At 40.9% G+C, this 18,186-nt stretch carries 12 protein-coding genes; 6 read left to right on the top strand and 6 right to left on the bottom strand.

Annotation, left to right across the window (positions count from 1 at the left end):
• The first annotated feature begins 128 nt into the window (after window positions 1-128).
• The 4 genes from KO525_RS08500 (at window position 129) to hemL (ending at window position 4,642) form a co-directional block, all read left to right on the top strand.
• Window positions 129-1,820, top strand: coding sequence for a chloride channel protein (locus tag KO525_RS08500; protein ID WP_215963357.1), 1,692 nt, complete (start codon window positions 129-131; stop codon window positions 1,818-1,820).
• Window positions 1,817-2,245, top strand: a complete 429-nt coding sequence (gene hemJ, locus KO525_RS08495; protein WP_215963356.1) for a protoporphyrinogen oxidase HemJ — start codon at window positions 1,817-1,819, stop codon at window positions 2,243-2,245. The genes KO525_RS08500 and hemJ overlap by 4 nt, the downstream gene beginning before the upstream one ends.
• An 81-nt stretch (window positions 2,246-2,326) precedes the next feature.
• Window positions 2,327-3,331, top strand: a complete 1,005-nt coding sequence (locus KO525_RS08490; protein ID WP_215963355.1) for an aspartate carbamoyltransferase — start codon at window positions 2,327-2,329, stop codon at window positions 3,329-3,331.
• A 30-nt stretch (window positions 3,332-3,361) separates the two neighbouring features.
• Complete coding sequence (gene hemL / locus KO525_RS08485; protein WP_215963354.1) at window positions 3,362-4,642, top strand: glutamate-1-semialdehyde 2,1-aminomutase; 1,281 nt, start codon at window positions 3,362-3,364, stop codon at window positions 4,640-4,642.
• A gap of 68 nt (window positions 4,643-4,710) precedes the next feature.
• On the opposite strand, the gene mrcB is transcribed toward hemL, so the two are convergent.
• Window positions 4,711-6,975 (bottom strand): penicillin-binding protein 1B, encoded by a 2,265-nt coding sequence (gene mrcB / locus KO525_RS08480; protein WP_215963353.1) that lies wholly within the window; start codon window positions 6,973-6,975, stop codon window positions 4,711-4,713.
• Between the two features lie 434 nt (window positions 6,976-7,409).
• Here mrcB and KO525_RS08475 point away from each other — a divergent pair, with 434 nt between their 5' ends.
• Window positions 7,410-9,485 carry a trypsin-like serine protease gene (locus KO525_RS08475; protein ID WP_215963352.1) on the top strand — a complete coding sequence of 692 codons (2,076 nt, stop codon included), beginning with the start codon at window positions 7,410-7,412 and terminating at the stop codon, window positions 9,483-9,485.
• Window positions 9,486-9,574: 89 nt separating this feature from the next.
• Here KO525_RS08475 and hrpB read toward each other — a convergent pair whose 3' ends face one another.
• On the bottom strand, window positions 9,575-12,037 hold the full coding sequence (gene hrpB / locus KO525_RS08470) for an ATP-dependent helicase HrpB (protein ID WP_215963351.1): 2,463 nt from the start codon (window positions 12,035-12,037) through the stop codon (window positions 9,575-9,577).
• Between the two features lie 67 nt (window positions 12,038-12,104).
• Between hrpB and thpR the strand changes: the two genes are divergently transcribed.
• A complete protein-coding gene (thpR, locus tag KO525_RS08465) occupies window positions 12,105-12,656 on the top strand; it encodes an RNA 2',3'-cyclic phosphodiesterase (RefSeq protein WP_215963350.1) in 552 nt (183 codons plus the stop codon).
• Between the two features lie 48 nt (window positions 12,657-12,704).
• On the opposite strand, the gene KO525_RS08460 is transcribed toward thpR, so the two are convergent.
• From KO525_RS08460 to ppk1, 4 genes are all read right to left on the bottom strand, one after another.
• Entirely contained in the window at window positions 12,705-13,748 is a 1,044-nt protein-coding gene (locus KO525_RS08460; RefSeq protein WP_215963349.1) for an MJ1255/VC2487 family glycosyltransferase, read from the bottom strand.
• A gap of 14 nt (window positions 13,749-13,762) precedes the next feature.
• Window positions 13,763-14,296 (bottom strand): phosphatase PAP2 family protein, encoded by a 534-nt coding sequence (locus tag KO525_RS08455; RefSeq protein ID WP_215963348.1) that lies wholly within the window; start codon window positions 14,294-14,296, stop codon window positions 13,763-13,765.
• 105 nt (window positions 14,297-14,401) lie between these two features.
• Window positions 14,402-15,931 (bottom strand): exopolyphosphatase, encoded by a 1,530-nt coding sequence (locus KO525_RS08450; RefSeq protein ID WP_215963347.1) that lies wholly within the window; start codon window positions 15,929-15,931, stop codon window positions 14,402-14,404.
• Window positions 15,924-18,014 (bottom strand): polyphosphate kinase 1, encoded by a 2,091-nt coding sequence (gene ppk1, locus KO525_RS08445; protein ID WP_252736730.1) that lies wholly within the window; start codon window positions 18,012-18,014, stop codon window positions 15,924-15,926. The genes KO525_RS08450 and ppk1 overlap by 8 nt, the downstream gene beginning before the upstream one ends.
• Window positions 18,015-18,186: the final 172 nt, after the last annotated feature.

Raw genomic sequence — 18,186 nt, 5'->3', positions numbered from 1 at the left:
AATTTGATTATATGTCATGACTTTATGTTACACTTTTGTCTCATCGTTTGACTAGCGCTGTTTTCCTTTAAGGGCATACTTTACTCCCAAATAAAGACAACAGTGTCGTTATTAATTACGGATAAAACATGCTTTCAAACAGTCTTTTCGCTCTTCGAAGACGACTGGCTTACCCGAGGACCAGTATCCAGCTTAGTATACTGGGACTGATTGGTGGGTGCTCAGCGGCTGTTCTTATTGTTATTTTTCGCCTAACTATCGAGTGGATCCAGTCGTTTTTTAATCCTAGAGGACCATTTGACGACATCCTCGAATATATCGTTCCGACCTTACCTATTTTTGCGGCTTTGCTCATTGCCATTTTTGCCGACTTCACAGGCTACAAGCATTATCGTTTAGGGATCCCTTTTGTATTACATCGAATTAAAGCCCATTATGGTAATATCCCGTTTTGGAATTTTGCCAACCAATTTGTCGGTGGCGTACTCGCATTATCAAGTGGTTTTACCGTTGGACGAGAAGGTCCTGCGGTTCACATAGGGGCAACCGGCGCCAGTTGGTTTGGCCAATGGTTACGACTTCCACACAATTCAGTTAGAACGCTTTCAGCTTGTGGTATCGCCGCTGGTATATCTGCCTCTTTTAACACGCCGCTCGCGGCGGTTATATTCGTCATGGAAGTGGTGTTGCGTGAATACAAAATTCATATTTTTATTCCCGTCATGTTGGCGTCGGCAGCAGGTTCTCTAATTACCCAAGCCGTCTTTGGCACCCAAGCTGAATTTGAATTTTTGAGCGTATTTATATTACCGTCCTATCACTATCCTTGGTTAATCATTTTAGGACTGACATTGGGCGCAGTTGCGTTTGTATTTAATCGTAACTTAATGCGAGTCATTAAAGCGTTTAGATATGTTTCTATGTTCCCTCGACTGCTACTCGCTGGCACTATTACCGCCATCTTTGGATACTTTATTCCTGAATCATTTGGTGACGGTACAAGCGCCATATATCAAGCGATGGTCGACCCTACAAATTTAAACTTAATTGTCATACTGCTCGTTTCCAAAGTGATCTTAACTTGGGTGGCGATAGGCTTAGGTATCCCCGGTGGCATCATTGGCCCTATATTTGGTATCGGCGTGTTAATTGGTTTGCTCATCGCTAATGTGGTCATAACGTTAGACCCTACCACCCAATATATGAGTACCTATGCCGTACTTGGTATGGCGGGCCTAATGGCAGCGACTTTACACGCCCCATTGGCCGCATTGGTTTCTGTAATGGAACTTACCGCCAACCCCGGTGCCATAACACCGGCTATTATAGTCATCGTTATGGCTTATGTGACAAGTGCGCAATTTTTAAAAAATCGATCTATCTTCCTTCAGCAACTCGACTTCCAAGGCTTGATGTATCAGACCCCTCCTGCCACAAATGAGCTTGAAAAGATTGGAGTTTTAGCTGAACTGAACCGCAATCTAAAAATTATCGATTATGTCAATGAGCAAGATGTCAGATTCCATATTCGTGAACTCGAGCCTGAGCAATCCCTTGTTGTCGCTATACGCCACGACTTAGGTGTCGACTATTCTCTTGCGGAGTTCGATTCGTCCTTTTCTAAAAAACAGGACAAAGTAAAATACATCCCAATGCAAACCATCGATACTCGCTCTACCCTCGCCCATGTCTATGAATTACTTCAAGATCAACGCGACGGCGCTACTTTAGTCACCTCAATTAGCGGCGAAAAAGTCGTGGGCATAGTGACCTGGGAGCAATTACATTTAATTTTGATGAAGAGGAATGCGTTGATATGAGTATTTTGTGGTTTAAAGCTTTTCATATCTTTTTTATGGTTGCCTGGTTCGCAGGAATTTTTTACCTCCCACGATTGTTTGTATACCACGCAGAAAATCAACACCAAGTAACGTCAGATACGTTTAAGGTGATGGAACGACGATTGCTATATTTTGTAACGCCGTTTGCCATTTTGACATTCATTTTTGGGGTAATACTCATTTTTCAATATGGCTTAGCGTGGTTCAAATCAGCCCATTGGTTACACGCCAAGTTATTACTCGTCAGTTTGCTCTACATTTACCACGGATATTGCTTCAAACTCTTAGCCGACTTTAAGCACGACCGTAATCAAAAGAGTTCTAAGTTTTATCGCTTTTTTAATGAAGTCCCAGTCCTGATCCTACTAGCAATTATTGTTTTAGCCGTCGTAAAACCATTTTAGTATTAGGCGCTAATTTCGCTATTGTCTTAGGTTGAACTTTGTTAAAATCCCGCCAATTTACAGCCAACGAGTAAAAAAGATATGAACTTCACCGGACAACACATCTTATCGGTCAATCAATTCGAACGAGAAGATTTAGAATATATCTTTAACATTGCCCAGAAAATGGAGCCTTACGCTCACCGTAAAGTTCGTACTAAGGTACTGGAAGGTGCGATATTAGGTAATTTGTTTTTTGAGCCTTCAACCCGAACTCGTGTGAGTTTTGGCTGTGCATTTAATTTACTCGGTGGTGAAGTTCGCGAAACCACTGGCATGCAATCTTCGGCATTAGCAAAAGGCGAATCACTATACGATACTGCCCGTGTCGTGAGTAGTTATAGTGATGTCATTGCAATGCGTCACCCAGATACGGGTTCTGTTGCTGAATTTGCAGAGGGCAGCCGAGTCCCGGTTATAAACGGCGGCGACGGAGCAAATGAACACCCGACACAAGCGCTGTTAGACCTTTACACAATAGACAAAGAACTAGCCGCTTTTGAACAAAAAATTGATGGCATGCACATCGCTATGGTCGGTGACTTAAAAAATGGTCGTACGGTCCATTCTCTTTCAAAACTTCTAGCTATGTACAAAAACATTCACTTGAGCTTAGTGTCCCCCTCAGAATTAGCAATGCCAGATTATGTCGTTAGTGCCCTTGAAAATGCAGGTCACAAGGTGACAATTAGCGATAAAATGGAACAAAATATCGATGCAGATATCGTTTACCAAACGCGCATTCAGGAAGAGCGATTTGAATCTCAAGATGAAGCGAATAAATACCGTGGTCAATTTAGGTTAAACAATGAGATTTATACTAAATATTGCAAATCGAATACGGTTATCATGCATCCTCTGCCTAGAGATTCGCGTTCAGACGCAAATGAACTCGATAACGATTTAAATCAAAATCCTAATTTGGCGATTTTCCGCCAGGCTGACAACGGCGTATTAATACGTATGGCCCTTTTTGCAATGACCTTAGGGGTTGCAGAAAAAGTTGATAAATATCAGTGTGACGTACCTTGGGTATCGTCGAAATAACTCCACGTAATTAAAATAGCAGAATCCATTATGACTCGATCTTCAGAATTATTTGAACAAGCTAAATCTCATATCCCAGGTGGGGTGAACTCACCGGTTCGTGCATTTAACGGCGTTGGCGGCACACCAATCTTTTTTGCCAAAGCTGACGGCGCATTAGCTTGGGATGTCGATGGCAATGAATACATTGACTACGTAGGCTCTTGGGGCCCAATGATCTTAGGTCACAATCACCCCGCAATTAAACAAGCTGTTTTAACTGCCGTTGAAAATGGTTTGAGCTTTGGTGCACCCACAGAGATCGAAGTGACTATGGCAGAAAAAGTAACAGAGTTTCTACCAAACGTTGAAAAAGTGCGGATGGTTAACTCAGGTACTGAAGCGACAATGAGTGCAATTCGTTTAGCTCGTGGTTTTACTGGCAAAGACAAATTACTTAAATTTGAAGGTTGTTACCACGGCCATGCAGACTCGTTACTGGTTAATGCCGGTTCTGGCGCGCTCACAATGGGCGTTCCAAGTTCTCCGGGTGTGCCTAAAGTTGTCGCTGAACATACATTAACCGCAGAGTTTAATAATTTAGATTCTGTACGTGCTTTGTTTAAAGAACATGGCTCTGACATCGCCTGTATTATTGTCGAACCTGTTGCCGGTAATATGAATTGCATTCCACCAAAAGACGGATTTTTACAAGGTTTACGTGACATCTGTGACGAATATGAAGCCGTGCTGATTTTTGATGAAGTAATGACTGGGTTTAGGGTCCACAAAGGCAGTGCACAAACATTGTTTAATGTTGTACCTGATTTAACAACCCTTGGTAAAGTCATTGGAGGCGGTATGCCAGTTGGCGCTTTTGGTGGTAAACGCGAGATTATGGCGCATTTAGCACCAGACGGTCCAGTCTATCAAGCCGGGACATTATCGGGGAACCCTGTCGCAATGGCAGCCGGATTAGCCGCATTAAAAGAATTGGAAGTTGAAGGATTTCATCAGGCGTTAGCTGACAAAACGACCTATTTGTTAGATGGCATTAAGCAACAAGCTATTAAACATGGGATACCCCTTACAACTTCCCAAGTTGGCGGCATGTTTGGTTTGTTTTTTACCGATGCTGAAAAAGTTGAATCATTTGCTGACGTAAAATTGTGTGACGCAGAACGATTTAAAAAGTTTTTCCATCTATGTTTGGACAATGGCGTGTATTTGGCGCCGTCAGCATTTGAAGCTGGCTTTGTATCTATTGCCCACACTCAAGCTCAGTTAGATAAAACTATTGCAGCTGTTGGTGAAGCGTTTAGTCAACTTTAACAACTCAGCGTCATCAAAGTATCTATTGATTCAGTGGGTTGTGCTCATACCCACTGAATTTTTACTGATTAAAACCAATCAAAAATAGATGGGCATTCTGTTACTAGGCCAATTTTGTTGGTATTAATTGGCAAAGCAATATTTTCACCACACTCACCGGACAGGATCTCGCCATTTGTTTTATCAACAAATCGCATTTCAATATCGTTAGGTTGCGGCTTTAATACACTCTCGGCCTGTCTTGCTTGTTGTAGCGCAATAAATATCGACAAAGCGCCTCGACTTCCGGTTAACTCCACCGGCGAGTTGTCATCTTTACCAACCCATATAGACGTAACCTTGTTTTGATCAAAACCAACAAACCAACTATCCCTTAAGTCGTCAGTCGTACCTGTCTTTCCACCATAACTAACCTTAGGATAATATTTACCTAGTCGCATAGCCGTGCCTGTTTTTGTCACGCTATTTAATGCAAATCCAAGCTCATAACTCGACGCATAATCTACCACCTGTTTTCGCTCTACATCTTTCTGCCACAAAACAAAACCCGTCTTATCTGTCACCTTTGTTATCGCTGAAACAGCCTGTTTTTGTCCGAAATTAGCAATCGGTAAAAACATGCTTGCAACTTCAACTGGAGACATTGAAATGGCCCCTAGCATTAAACTTGGGTAGCGAGGTATGTTTCGATTTACCCCTAAATCATGTAACGTATCGATTATCTTATTCAAGCCAACATCCATCCCTAAATGCACGGTTGCCAAATTAACCGACTGACTCAATGCATCATGTAACATGATAGTTTCGGAGCTTTTTTTATCGTAGTTTTCAGGCTGCCAGGTTTGGCCTTGTTTATTTTCCATCGAGATTGGCATATTGGATAATTGACTGCCCAAATGAAACTTGCCACTACGTAAACCAGCCAAATACACTGCAGGCTTAATCAACGAACCGATATTTCGATTGGCATCCAAAGCTCGATTAAATCCATAAGCATGTGGATTTTTGTCACCAATTAATGCGCTTATACTGCCGTCTTCTAAACTGATACTAACCACAGCGCCATTGACGTCTTTAAGCTTATGAGTGGTCTGTAGCTTTTTAACTGATTGACCAAAATGCTTCTGATAGTTTTTTTGAAGTACTGGATCTAAACCCGTAAAAACCAATAATCCTCGTTCATTTTGATACTGCAAATCCAAGGCTTTTAATTCACGTTCAACTAACTGAATATACGAAGGAAAACGACTTTTACCCTGCCTTTTTTGCAAATCAACTTCCATTGGAGAACTGACATATAGCTGATACTCGTCTCGAGTAATGACATTTTCAGATACCATCAATTGCAAAACAAGATCACGACGCTGTCTTGTCCGGTCAACATGTTTTGTCGGACTATAATAAGAGGGTCCTTTGACCATAGCCGTCAACAATGCAAACTGTTCAGGGCTCAAATTTACTAATAATTTATTGAAGTAATATTTGCTGGCTAGCGCAAACCCGTGGATGGCTCTGCCACCATCCTGACCTAAATATATTTCGTTAAAATACGCCTCTAAAATAGCGTCCTTACTAAATCGATAATCCAAAATCAGCGCAATAAACGCTTCTTTTATTTTTCTTAAGTAAGTTTTGCGGTTGTCATTAAGCAGTAAATTTTTGGCCAGTTGCTGAGTCAACGTGCTACCACCTTGCACTTTTCGACCGGCCATTAAATTCGCCCACAATGCCCGGGCGATGGCACTAGGTGATACCCCATAATGATGATAAAAATTACGATCTTCGACAACAAGTAACGTATCAACCATCCATTCTGGGACCAAGGATAGGTCGACAATTTCACGATCTTCGTTAGTTCCGTGGGTTTGACGAGATATTAGTACAGGGTCAAGTAGCTCAATTGGTGTCACTTGCCAAGTTGTATCAACAAAACTAGCGACTTGTGCGATACGGTCTTTTTCAAACCCTACTCTAATCTTTTTTGCATCAAGTTCACCCTCAGCGTAAACAAAATGGCGGCGATATATTTCAACATAGTTAGTTTTAACACTGAATTGCCCAGGCTTAATCAACGCCTTAGTTTGTTGATAACCCAGTAATTCTAGTTCTTCTATGAGTTCTTTTTTAGGGAGGAAATAATGTGGGTACAAATTGAGTGGACGGGCAAAAACTTTAACCGGTGTTTGCCACTTCGGTCCGGCCATCCGCTCTTGAACCCAAGCATCTAAATAAACTAAATAAAACGCCAAAACGATAGACAAAAACAACCCAGTTTTTACAAAACGAAAAAACCAGAGCTTTAATATTTGATTTGGGTCAGTCGCTGGATTCATAGACACTATTAATTTAAATACTCGCCGTTGTTGTCAACGGCTATTAAAACGATTAACCAATGAAATTACAAATTCAAATTGGCAAATAGAGAAAAAACACAAATACGAACAGCATAAGTTATAACAATAGCGAATATTAGATTAATAAAACACCGCTTCATTTTTTGTCAGAAACGAGGTCAAGATAAAAAAGCCCTAAACTTCCTATGGTTAAAAGAAATTTCAATTCAAATTGGGTTTTGTTTTTTTATATGAATGTTTACCAATCAACATTCCTTTGTAACTCTTTATAAACAATTTACTGATTTTACACTAAGGTTAAATTGACAATTTAATTTGCAAACCAATACCAGATCTGGGCAAATTGCCGTCTAAGAAAAAAGACATCAGACCACAATCGAGTTTTTTGTCGCCGAATAACAAAGGATCCATGAATGAAATTTAACTTAATTGCCTTACTCGCTTTATTTAGTTTGGCTACTTCGAATGTTATCGCTTCTGATAACGAATTTAAACCGAGCATAGGTAAACGCATAGTTGGTGGAGTAGAAGCCGAACAAGATGCATGGCCTTGGATAACAGCGCTTGTTTATACTTATGAAGAACTCTCTACATCGCTTGAAGTCGATAGCGTATCTTACACGTCAGATTCATTTACTGGCTCCCCAGGTGGCACAGTAACTGGTTTACTTATGAGTTGCGGCCTAGGTGATGCAGAATGTGATGCCGAAGGACAAATTTGTCTTATCCAACGTGGTGAAATCAACTTTTCAGATAAAGCTCTTAACTGTGAAAGCGGTGGCGGCGTTGGCGTTATTATTTATAATAATGAAGACGGCATTATCAGCGGTACGTTAGGAGACGACTTTGCAGGTACTATCCCTGTTGTTTCAGTAATTCAAACAGACGGTGAATTGTTACTAGATAAAGTGGGAACTACGGCATCTATTGAAGTAGCAACTTCTGCTGAATTAATCCAATCTTCTACCTGTGGCGGCAGCTTAATTGGCGACCGTTGGGTGTTAACAGCATCTCACTGTGTCGATGGTCCAAATTCAGAATTTTTAAAAGTGAACGTTGGCGAATATGACCTTAGTGACGGTGCAGAAAATGCGTTAGAAATTAAGAACATTTATATGCATGGCGAATACGATGACGAAGCTCTCGTAAACGACGTTGCATTAATCGAATTAGTAGAGCCAGTCTCAACACCTACAGTTTCACTTGGTTCAGGTACAACTACAAGCCAGGCAGTAACTGATAATTCTATGGTAACCGTTATGGGCTGGGGTGGTCGTGAAGGATATGCAGCGGGCGCCGGTCCAACATCGGATTTCCCAGATGTTTTACATCAAGTTGACCTAACGTTATTTAGCAACCAACAATGCGCCGATATGATGGCAGAGCAACAAGGTATTACAGAAGACGTTACCGCTGAAGAAATGGGTATCGCTCCAGTTATGATTTGTGCTGGTACATATGATGGTGGCAAAGGCTCTTGCCAAGGTGACAGTGGTGGTCCACTTGTCGTCGATTCTAACGGTGAATTCCAACAAATTGGTGTTGTGAGCTGGGGGATCGGTTGCGCCGCTCAGGGTTATCCTGGTGTCTATGCTCGTGTATCTGAGTTTTTACCTTGGATAAATGGTATTACTGAAGGTATTGCCATGCAGCAAAACTTAAACTTAGGTTATATTCCTTCAGCAACAGCTTTAAGTACCTATATTTCAGTTTCAAACAATAGCGCTGTATCGACAACATTGACGTTAACTGCAGAAAGCTCAAATTATGAAATTGATTCATCTGATTGTGCTAATTTAGCGCCGGGTGCATCATGTGACGCTCTTGTTACTGTTAGCTCTTCAGGAGCGCGTAATTTAGATACCTATATTAACGTGACAGCTGATGATGCAAGTATCACCACAACAAGAACAAAAGTAACAGCGATTTCAATTAACGCTTCCAATAACATTGGCACTGAATTTACCGCAAATGGCGATGTTGCTTGGTTCACAGGTGGTGACGCCATTTGGAGTGAAAACCCAACAGATGATGGTGTCCGTAGCGGAACGATCGACAATTTACAAAAAAGTGTTTTGCTTGCACAAGTTACTGGCGAAGGTAAGTTCTCTTTTGAATGGTCAGTTTCATCTGAAGAAAATGTTGACGACCCTGAATCACCTTATGATGCCCTTTACATTTATCTAAATGGCGAATTGTACGACTTTATTTCAGGTGAAGTAGACTTCACAACCGTTGAACTTGAATTAGGTGAAGGTATTAACTTTATTGCTTGGGTATATGAGAAAGACCCCTACACGATGGAGTTTGAAGATACTGGTTACTTGAAAAATGTGGTTTTTGACGCAACAAATGTGACTAACCCGACAACGCCAACGGGTACCGGCACAACCAATAAAAATGCTCGTGAACGCAGTGCACTTGGATTTGGCGCCTTTATGTTAATTATGTTGCCAGCTTTGGTTGCAATTAGACGCAGAAAATTCTGAATCTAAATTTAGTTAACCGTAAAAAGCCAGCGAATTCCGCTGGCTTTTTTCATTCCCGCAATACAGCCAAATACGGCACACCAAAATAATTATAGGCGACTTTTAACTTTAGTTGTTGCTTGAAATTCCACTGGGTTATCCGGCCAAGGATGTTTAGGGTACCTACCTTTCATTTCTTTTTTGACGTCCTGATAAGCATTTTGCCAAAAGTGATTTAAATCTTGAGTAACTTGTAATGGTCGTTTGGCGGGCGATAATAGCTCAATCAAAATTGGCTGTTTACCGTCACAAATCGCTGGATTAGTCGGCGTCCCAAACATCTCTTGTAGTTTTACTGATAATTTAGGGATGTCCCCTAAATAATCGAGTTTACGTTCATGTCCGGCAGGTGTGAGGTATCGAACTGGGCATAAATGATTTAGCGCTTGCTGCTTTTGCCAATCAATTGTGCTCAATAAAATTTGATGCAAGTCGATATTTTTAAGCTGTTTTAACGAACGCACATCAGATAAATATGGCGCTAACCAGTTAGGCAACTCCGCTATTAAAACTTCTTCCCGCCAACTTGGCCAATCCTCGTCTCTGCCATATCGAGTCGCGAAGATAAATCGGTTTCTTAAATTGACAATGTTGTCACTATTCCAACCTAAGACCCCTAAACCATTATCTTTAATGTAATTTAGCCACAAATTTTGCCATTCAGACTGTTCCAAATTAACGGCAACAGGATTTGAATTTAGGATAAGTTGACCAATTTTAGTCTGCTGTAATTTAGACGGTTTTTGTTTTGACTCTGACCATGTAAGTTCATCAACGGTATCGATAATACTCGGAAAAAATGACTCAATATCGACCAAGTTCACCCTTGTATAATGGCCAACATAATTGCCATATTTAGATGCATTGATACTGGCAACAACCACTAATTCAGCGACGGGTTCGACTTCACGCTGATGAAACTCAACGGCACTACCCCCGCTTAACTTCCAGCGTTTAGCTGTTTTTTTAGCGATTTGATCAGGAAATGCCACACACAATAAAAGGCCGATATGCTCTTCCGCTAAATCACCACGGGAAATCGGCTTGATTGCAAGTCGCGAGCTTATTCTGTTTGCTCCAGTTAACAACTGTTGCCATTGATATGATGACAGCTTAAGCAGTGAATTGTGCACGTCACCAGATTGAGCCAGCGAACGTTCTTCTAATAATGCAGCGAGCAAACATGCCGTTGGCACTAAGCGCGTATCATCTATTGTTGTTTGATTGTCCTGAGCAAATTGGATCATTCGAAAACTTCGAATGTCGGTACTCACTTTTTGATACTGCTTGGCCAGTGCCGTCAGTTGCCACTTACTGTCTACTTGTTTTAGATACCCTAGGGAAGCCAATAATTCACAGGCACGTGCGACTCGTGGTGTTTCGGGTTTTGTTAACCAAAATAGCTGGTCTATTGTTGTGCCCCAAAGAAAAACTTCTAACATCAATTGAGCAAGGTCAACTCGTTCGATTTCAGCAACATCAAATCTGCGTCGTCGCTCAAAGTTTTCTTTTGAGCCTAACCGATAACAAAACCCTGGTGCTAATCGGCCAGCACGACCAGCCCGCTGTTCCGCAGAAGCAATTGACGTAGGTTGCGTGATTAATTGTTCGATACCCGACTTAGGCTGGCTATACACCAGCTTTTCATTGCCGGCATCCACCACGACATCAACCCCTTCAATGGTCAAACTGGTTTGCGCCACATTGGTAGCTAATACTATTTTACGGGTTCCGGCAACACAGGGCTCTATCGCTTTGTTTTGTTCCGCTATCGATAAACGCCCATGCAGTTGCAAGCAGTGGGTGTTTTGATCTAAATGAGGCGCAAGCAATCCCGATATTTTGGTGATGTCGTTAACACCCGCAAGAAATACCAGAATTGACGAACTGTGATTATTAGCAGCATGGAGAATGGCCTTTACGATTTCGTCATGGCTTGGCAATAAACTGGCGCCAACATACTCAATCGTTACTGGAAACTGACGCCCTTTGGACTCTACGATTGGAGCGTTTAGTTCGGTCGATAAAGTCGCTAAATCTATGGTCGCTGACATAATCATAAGTCGCAACGCTTCGTTTAACTCCTGAGCGTCAATGCTTAACGCTAACGCCAAATCGGTTTGCAAAGCGCGTTCGTGGAATTCATCGAAAATAATCAATCCAATACCTGATAATTCAGGATCGCGTTGAATTTTTCTAACCATTACACCGTCGGTCACTATGGTAATTATGGTTTGGCTACTCGATTTATTCTCGCCTCGCATTGCAAGGCCGATGGTTTCGCCAATTGACTCGCCAAGCTGCTGCGCCAGAAAAGACGCAATTTGACGCGCTGCAACTCGACGAGGTTCTAAAATAACAATCTGGTTACCGGTGGTGTAGTGGCCACTTTCTAACAAAAGTAGCGGCAACCGAGTTGATTTACCCGCCCCAGGGGGCGCTTGTAATATTACTCGATTTGACTCCGCTAATCGTAATTGTAATTGGTTAAATATGGCATCTACAGGTAACATCAATGATCAGATTACAGGAAAAAAAGTTGCGCTATTATACCCCAATGGCAAACATTTAAGGAATTTTATGTCACAAGGTCAGAGTCGAATGTTTATCGGATTAGAGCTCGATAAAACAACAAAACTTGCAATAAATCATTGGCGTGAAACTCATTTAAGCTTTTTGCCTGGCAAGCCAGTGCCAATGGAAAACTACCATATTACCCTGTCATTTTTGGGGCATATTCCAGCTAGCAAAATGGAATCCTTGGACTTATTGCTGCAAAAAGTATCAGAGTCGAATGAGTTTTCAAGAAGCTTAGTAACAGCCGAAATAGCAGAGCTTGGTACATTTTTGAAACCACAGGTGTTATATCTCGGAGTAACCAAAACGGACACGCTCATGACGTTAGCAAAACGCTGCAGATCGGTTAACAACAAGTTATCTTTGCCACAACACCATAGCGAATACCGTCCACATATTAGTTTATGTCGCAAGCACCTCGAAAACACGCCGATAGATGTACAAACGCCAAAATTAAAACTGCGTTTTGACCAATTCCATTTATTTGAATCAGTTTCAAGTTCAACATTTGGTAAGCCACCTAGCTATATCAAACGATTGTCTTATACGCTTTAACGGCTTCGAGGTGCAAAACTTCCCATTGCACCTCAATTAAAACAGCGATCACCTTACAAATTGAGGCATTAATATTGGTTGCCATAAACTTTGGCATAACTTTTCTGGATTTTTGTAGTCGCCTGCCAATAGCCAATCAATAAGGGGGGTTGGATCACTCGGATAATTAATTGCGTCTTTCGATTCCTGTTGCAACCAAGTTTCCAAAACGGCGTCATCTAAACCGGTCATCACATTCGCAAGTCCCAACAAGCTCAAAGTTTCAGCGTTAGAGGCTTGTTCAAATTGGCCATCTAGTGGTTTTAGCAATAACTTTTTACCCACGCACAGTGCTTCGCTAGAGAGTTCAAACCCGGCATTCGCAATAACACCAGCGCATGACTCTAAGTCTCGTAAAAATCCCTGACGACACGGTTTTCGGTATTTAATTGCTCGGGTATCAACATCCTTTTTAATTGAAGGATGGTAAACAACAAAATTGTGATCATGTTGGCCGTTCAACAAATCACTAATCTCATCAAGCTCTTCAAATGGCATATACACTAAAATATCTTCAGATAAAGCGCTCGTAGGTGTTTCTCTTTCGATAAAAGGGGGAATAATAGCTTGGCCAAAATGAAACCAATGCACACCTAAGGAAATGTCAGCCGGTGCAAAATATTTTAGGATCTGCTTATTAATCCAATTCATGCCCTTTGCAGGAACCTGTTCATAGTTAAACACGGCTTGATGACTAATGTTAATAACCGCAATACCCGCCTTTTTTGCTGCCCATGCAGAAACTGGCTCAAAATCATTAAGTACTAAATCATAGCAACTGACATCCAACTGATGGATGTCTTTTATCAAGCCAAACAGTTTGGCATTGCTTGCCGTTTTTAAATAATTTATCTTGCCGTGATCATGGCTAAACGTCAGTCCGTCAAAAGTACGATATTGACCAAATCGCTCCATATCAAAATATTGGTCTCGCGGTCTGCCCGAAAATACATAATCTACATCTACGTTTTGCGCAGCAAGCGCCTTCGCCATAACTCTTGCTCTTGTGATATGGCCATTGCCAGTACCCTGAATGCCGTATAATATTCTCATTTTTGTCCTTAATCCTAGATTGCCAATAGAACAAATGCTGCTTGAGCACAACCATAACCCAACAAACCACCAGCTAAAATATCACCAGGAAAATGCACGCCAAGTAATACCCTTGCTAAACCAATTAAACTCGCCCAACAATAAGCTAAAACCGCAAACTCTGGATAATACGTTGCAACAATGGAGGCAAAAACAAACGCGGCTGCGGTATGTCCAGACGGCATACTAAATTTATCAGAAGGCGCTATATGAGATTGAAATGCTTGTAATTTATTAAAAGGTCTGTTTCGTTTTACGAGGTTTTTTAAACTGATGTAAATTGGAACTTCAATTGCAAAAGCGGCGAGTGCCGTATAAAAAAACGATTCTCCATGCGGCGTTCCAGCCCACAAGATCAACAGTGCTATCGCGAAGTACAAATAGCCGTCACCAGTGCGTGAAACCCAGACACTGAGGTTTTTAATCGGGTTGTTCGATAATAGATGACACTTATAAAACAAAAATGTATCTAATTGTTGAAGCTTTCCATCTCTAATTACACTTGCCATGCTGTACCCCTTACTAAGGTATAAAAGGTTTCAAGTGTGATTAGATTAGAAAATTTAAATGTCGATTATGTGAACACCGCGCGACAACTTTGTGACATCAGAACGTTATTCGCCAAATTTGAGTTTGAAGCCAATATTAGCCAGATACACTTGTTCCATTTTCAAGTCTGCTGCTATTACAGGGTGGTCCGCCAACCACCCTTTTGGGAAAGTTAAAAACATACTGTGATCATCGACTTCAAATTTGATGTCGGGGATAAAGTTTGCTTGTCGCTTAATATTTAAGAGCACGGACAAACGTAAAATAATCATACATTGCAGTAATTCAATTTGTCGAAATTGAGTTAGTTCTGGTAACTCCGCTAAGCGGATTTTTTTACGGTGAAAGCGCGTCAATAGCGACAGGAAGGTTTGTTGTTCAGCATTAAAGCCATGTAGGTCAGCATGCTGCAAAATATAAGCTGAATGTTTTTGGACACCGCGCGAGTGAATGTGTAATCCAATTTCGTGTAAAAGTGCCGACCACCCGAGTAAATCTTTAACTCGTTTGGTATTTAATGACCAATCTTCTTTGGCTTGTTTAAACAAATTAAAACACGTGTTTAACACTAAATTTGCTTGCTCGATGTCAACATCATACCGTGTTGCTAAGCTTTGAATAGAATGCTCTCGAATATCATCGTGGTGTAAAGAGTCGTCCATTTCATAGATGACCCCCTCACGCAGCGCTGAATTTGAAAAACTTAATTTATCGACACCTAAACTAATAAATATAGCCGTTAATATCGCCAACCCAGCGGGGTAAACTTGTATACGTTGGTCGTTAACTTCACCAAGTTGCAAAGCGTCTATTTCGCCAACTTGCTCGCAATATGCGCGCAACTTTTCCAAGTGTTCCAGGGTCAATTCAAAATCATCTAAATCAACATTATTATCCGCACTAGTAATAATACTTTCAATAGAGCCTGACGTACCTAGCGTTTGTTGCCACGTCGCCTTTAACAACTTATCTTCAATTTTTTCAAGTTGTTGTTGAGCAGCCGTTATTGCTTTTGAAAAGTTACTATGGGTAATCTTGCCATCAACAAAAAAACGTTGAGTATAACTGACACAGCCCATATCCAAACTTCTCAATATTTGAGGTGTTTGGTTTTTTCCTAACGCAAATTCTGTCGAACCACCGCCAATATCAATAATGAGTGAATTTTGTGGTAATTGGTGTGTGTGAGCAACACCATTAAAAATTAAGCGAGCTTCTTCCTGCCCGGAAATAATTTCTACCGGATAAGGAATTATTTTCCGCGCAGCTTTTATAAATTTATATGCATTACGTGCTTTACGAAGTGTGTAAGTACCAACAATTCGAACCGAATCTGGATCAAAGCCACTAATGCTCTTTTCCATCATTTTGAGCGTATCAAGACCACGACGAATCGCTTCTTCAGATAAATAACACTCTTCTGATAGCCCTTCTGCTAAACGTACTTTTTGTTTTACTTTGTGCAGTACCTGTACCGTGCCTGAAATAATACGTACGACAACCAGATGAAAACTGTTTGAGCCTATGTCTAAAACGGCTATTTTAGTCGAGTTACGGAGATCCAGTTCATCAAATGCCGTAGTTATTTCAGTCATTATCGATTTTTTCCAAGTGCTTCAAGTAATGATAGGCTTCGATCTGTGATCGAAGGTTTTTTCGGTTTCCTCGCCTAACATACCCATTTACTTGGTTTTTGTCGATAACTCGGGCCTTTAACGTGTCCTTAAATTGCAATTCAAGCAAATATTTAATGCGTTCTTGCAAAACGGGGTCATAAATCGGACAGCCGACTTCAATTCGATCACGCATATTGCGCAACATCCAATCTGCCGATGATATATACGTTTTTTGGTCGCCGTCATTATGAAACAACATGACTCTAGGGTGCTCTAAAAATCGGTCAACCACGCTAATAATTTGAATGTTGTCACTCAACCCCTTAATTCCGGGCCGCAGGGCACACATACCACGCACAATTCCACGTACTTTGACATTATTTTCACTGGCTAGATAAAGTCGATCGATAATGTCGTTGTCTACCAAGTTATTCACTTTAAATGTGACCGCGCCAACTTTGCCCGCCTGTGCATTTATAATTTCTTGATCAATCAAAGCCAATATTTTTTCTTTAGAATTGATTGGTGAAACCATTAAATGGCGAAATTTTTGTTGGCGGTAAGGTAATTGAATGAGTTCAAATACCGATATTGCTTCTAATGAGAGGTCTTCACGTTTGGTAAATAAACTAAAATCGGTATAAACCTTAGCCGTTTTTTCATTAAAATTACCGGTACCAATATGAGTGTAATGAACAAGCTGTGCTTTTTCTTCGCGGCTGATCACGCATACCTTAGTGTGGATTTTAAATGAGGGATTACCAAATACGACACGCACACCGGCATCTGTCATGGTTTTTGCCCATGCAATATTCGCCTCTTCATCAAATCGCGCACGCAGTTCCATGACTACGGTGACCATTTTACCATTATCCACGGCATCAATGAGCGAACTGACGATTCGAGAATTTGGCGCAATGCGGTACATAGTAATACGAATATGCTTTACAAAAGGGTCAAACGCCGCCTGGCGGACAAACTCAGTGAAGTGTAAAAAGCGGTGATATGGGTAATACAATAAAATATCGGCGTGGGAAATTGCGTCAAACACCGTATCAAAACAACTAAACTGCTTACTTGTAATCGCTGGTAGTGGTGGGTTTTCTAAATTTTTACGACCTATATTGGGGAATCCAATAAAGTCAGATACGTTGCGAATACGCCCACCAGCAATTAGATTGTCATACGATGAATGTTTAAGATGCTTTTTTAAACTTTTTACCATTTCCGGCGGCATTGCGCCGTCGTAGATAACCCGCACAGGCTCGGCAATTAGACGTTGCTTCATGCTGTCAGACATCTTTTCTACGTAGGAATCGACTATGTCATCATTAATGGAATATTCAGAGTCTCGGGTCATTTTAAATGAATAGGACTCTATTTGATCAAACTTAATAAATCCTCGAAAAATAGACTCAATAAATAGCTGTATGACATCGTCTAACAAGATAATGCGTTTGTCTTTGTCTCCTTTTTCCTGCGGCAGGATGACGAAGCGTGACATCTTGTCGGTGGGTATTTCCAACGTGGCATATTTGGTCGGTTTGTCATTACGATGAATTGCGACGTAATAATAGGCCGAGGAATCATTTAGTCGGCCAACCAGATCGACCTTTTTTTCAATCATAATGGGCGCTATATGGCGCAGTATTTTGTTATCAAAAAAACCTTTTAGCCAATGACGTTGTTTGTCGTTAATTTGAGGTTGCTCAATTAGACAGATGTGGTTTTTTTTAAGCTCTTTAACAATTTGCTGAAATACGATTTCAAATTTTGCGCCTAATTCCGCTACTTGTCGCTGGATTTGCGCCATCAGTAGTTCCGTGTCGGCAGCAGCATCAAGATCGGCACTGTTATTAAATATAATGATTTTCCTTCGGACATTGGCGACACGAACACGATAAAACTCGTCCATATTGCTCGAATAGATCCCCAAAAATCGAATACGCTCAATAACTGGATTATTTTTATCTGCAGCTTCTTGCAGTACGCGTGCATTAAACGCTAACCAACTCAGCTCTTTAGGAAAATACTTCTGTTCTTTATCAATGCTTACATTCATCGACTGTCCTACATCATACCAATCGGTAATAAACCTATGATTCTATAAAAGAAATGAAAGCGACAAGATATGCCGCCATAATATTAACTATAATTCAGAAATGTGAAATTTGTATGACAGACATAAAACTTTATGAACAATTTATGACCAAAACAGTGGAGTAAATACGTAT

Origin of the sequence: Psychrosphaera sp. B3R10, assembly GCF_018861025.1 — a bacterium.
GTDB lineage: Bacteria > Pseudomonadota > Gammaproteobacteria > Enterobacterales > Alteromonadaceae > Psychrosphaera > Psychrosphaera algicola.
This window is presented reverse-complemented; position numbering and strand designations above follow the sequence as displayed.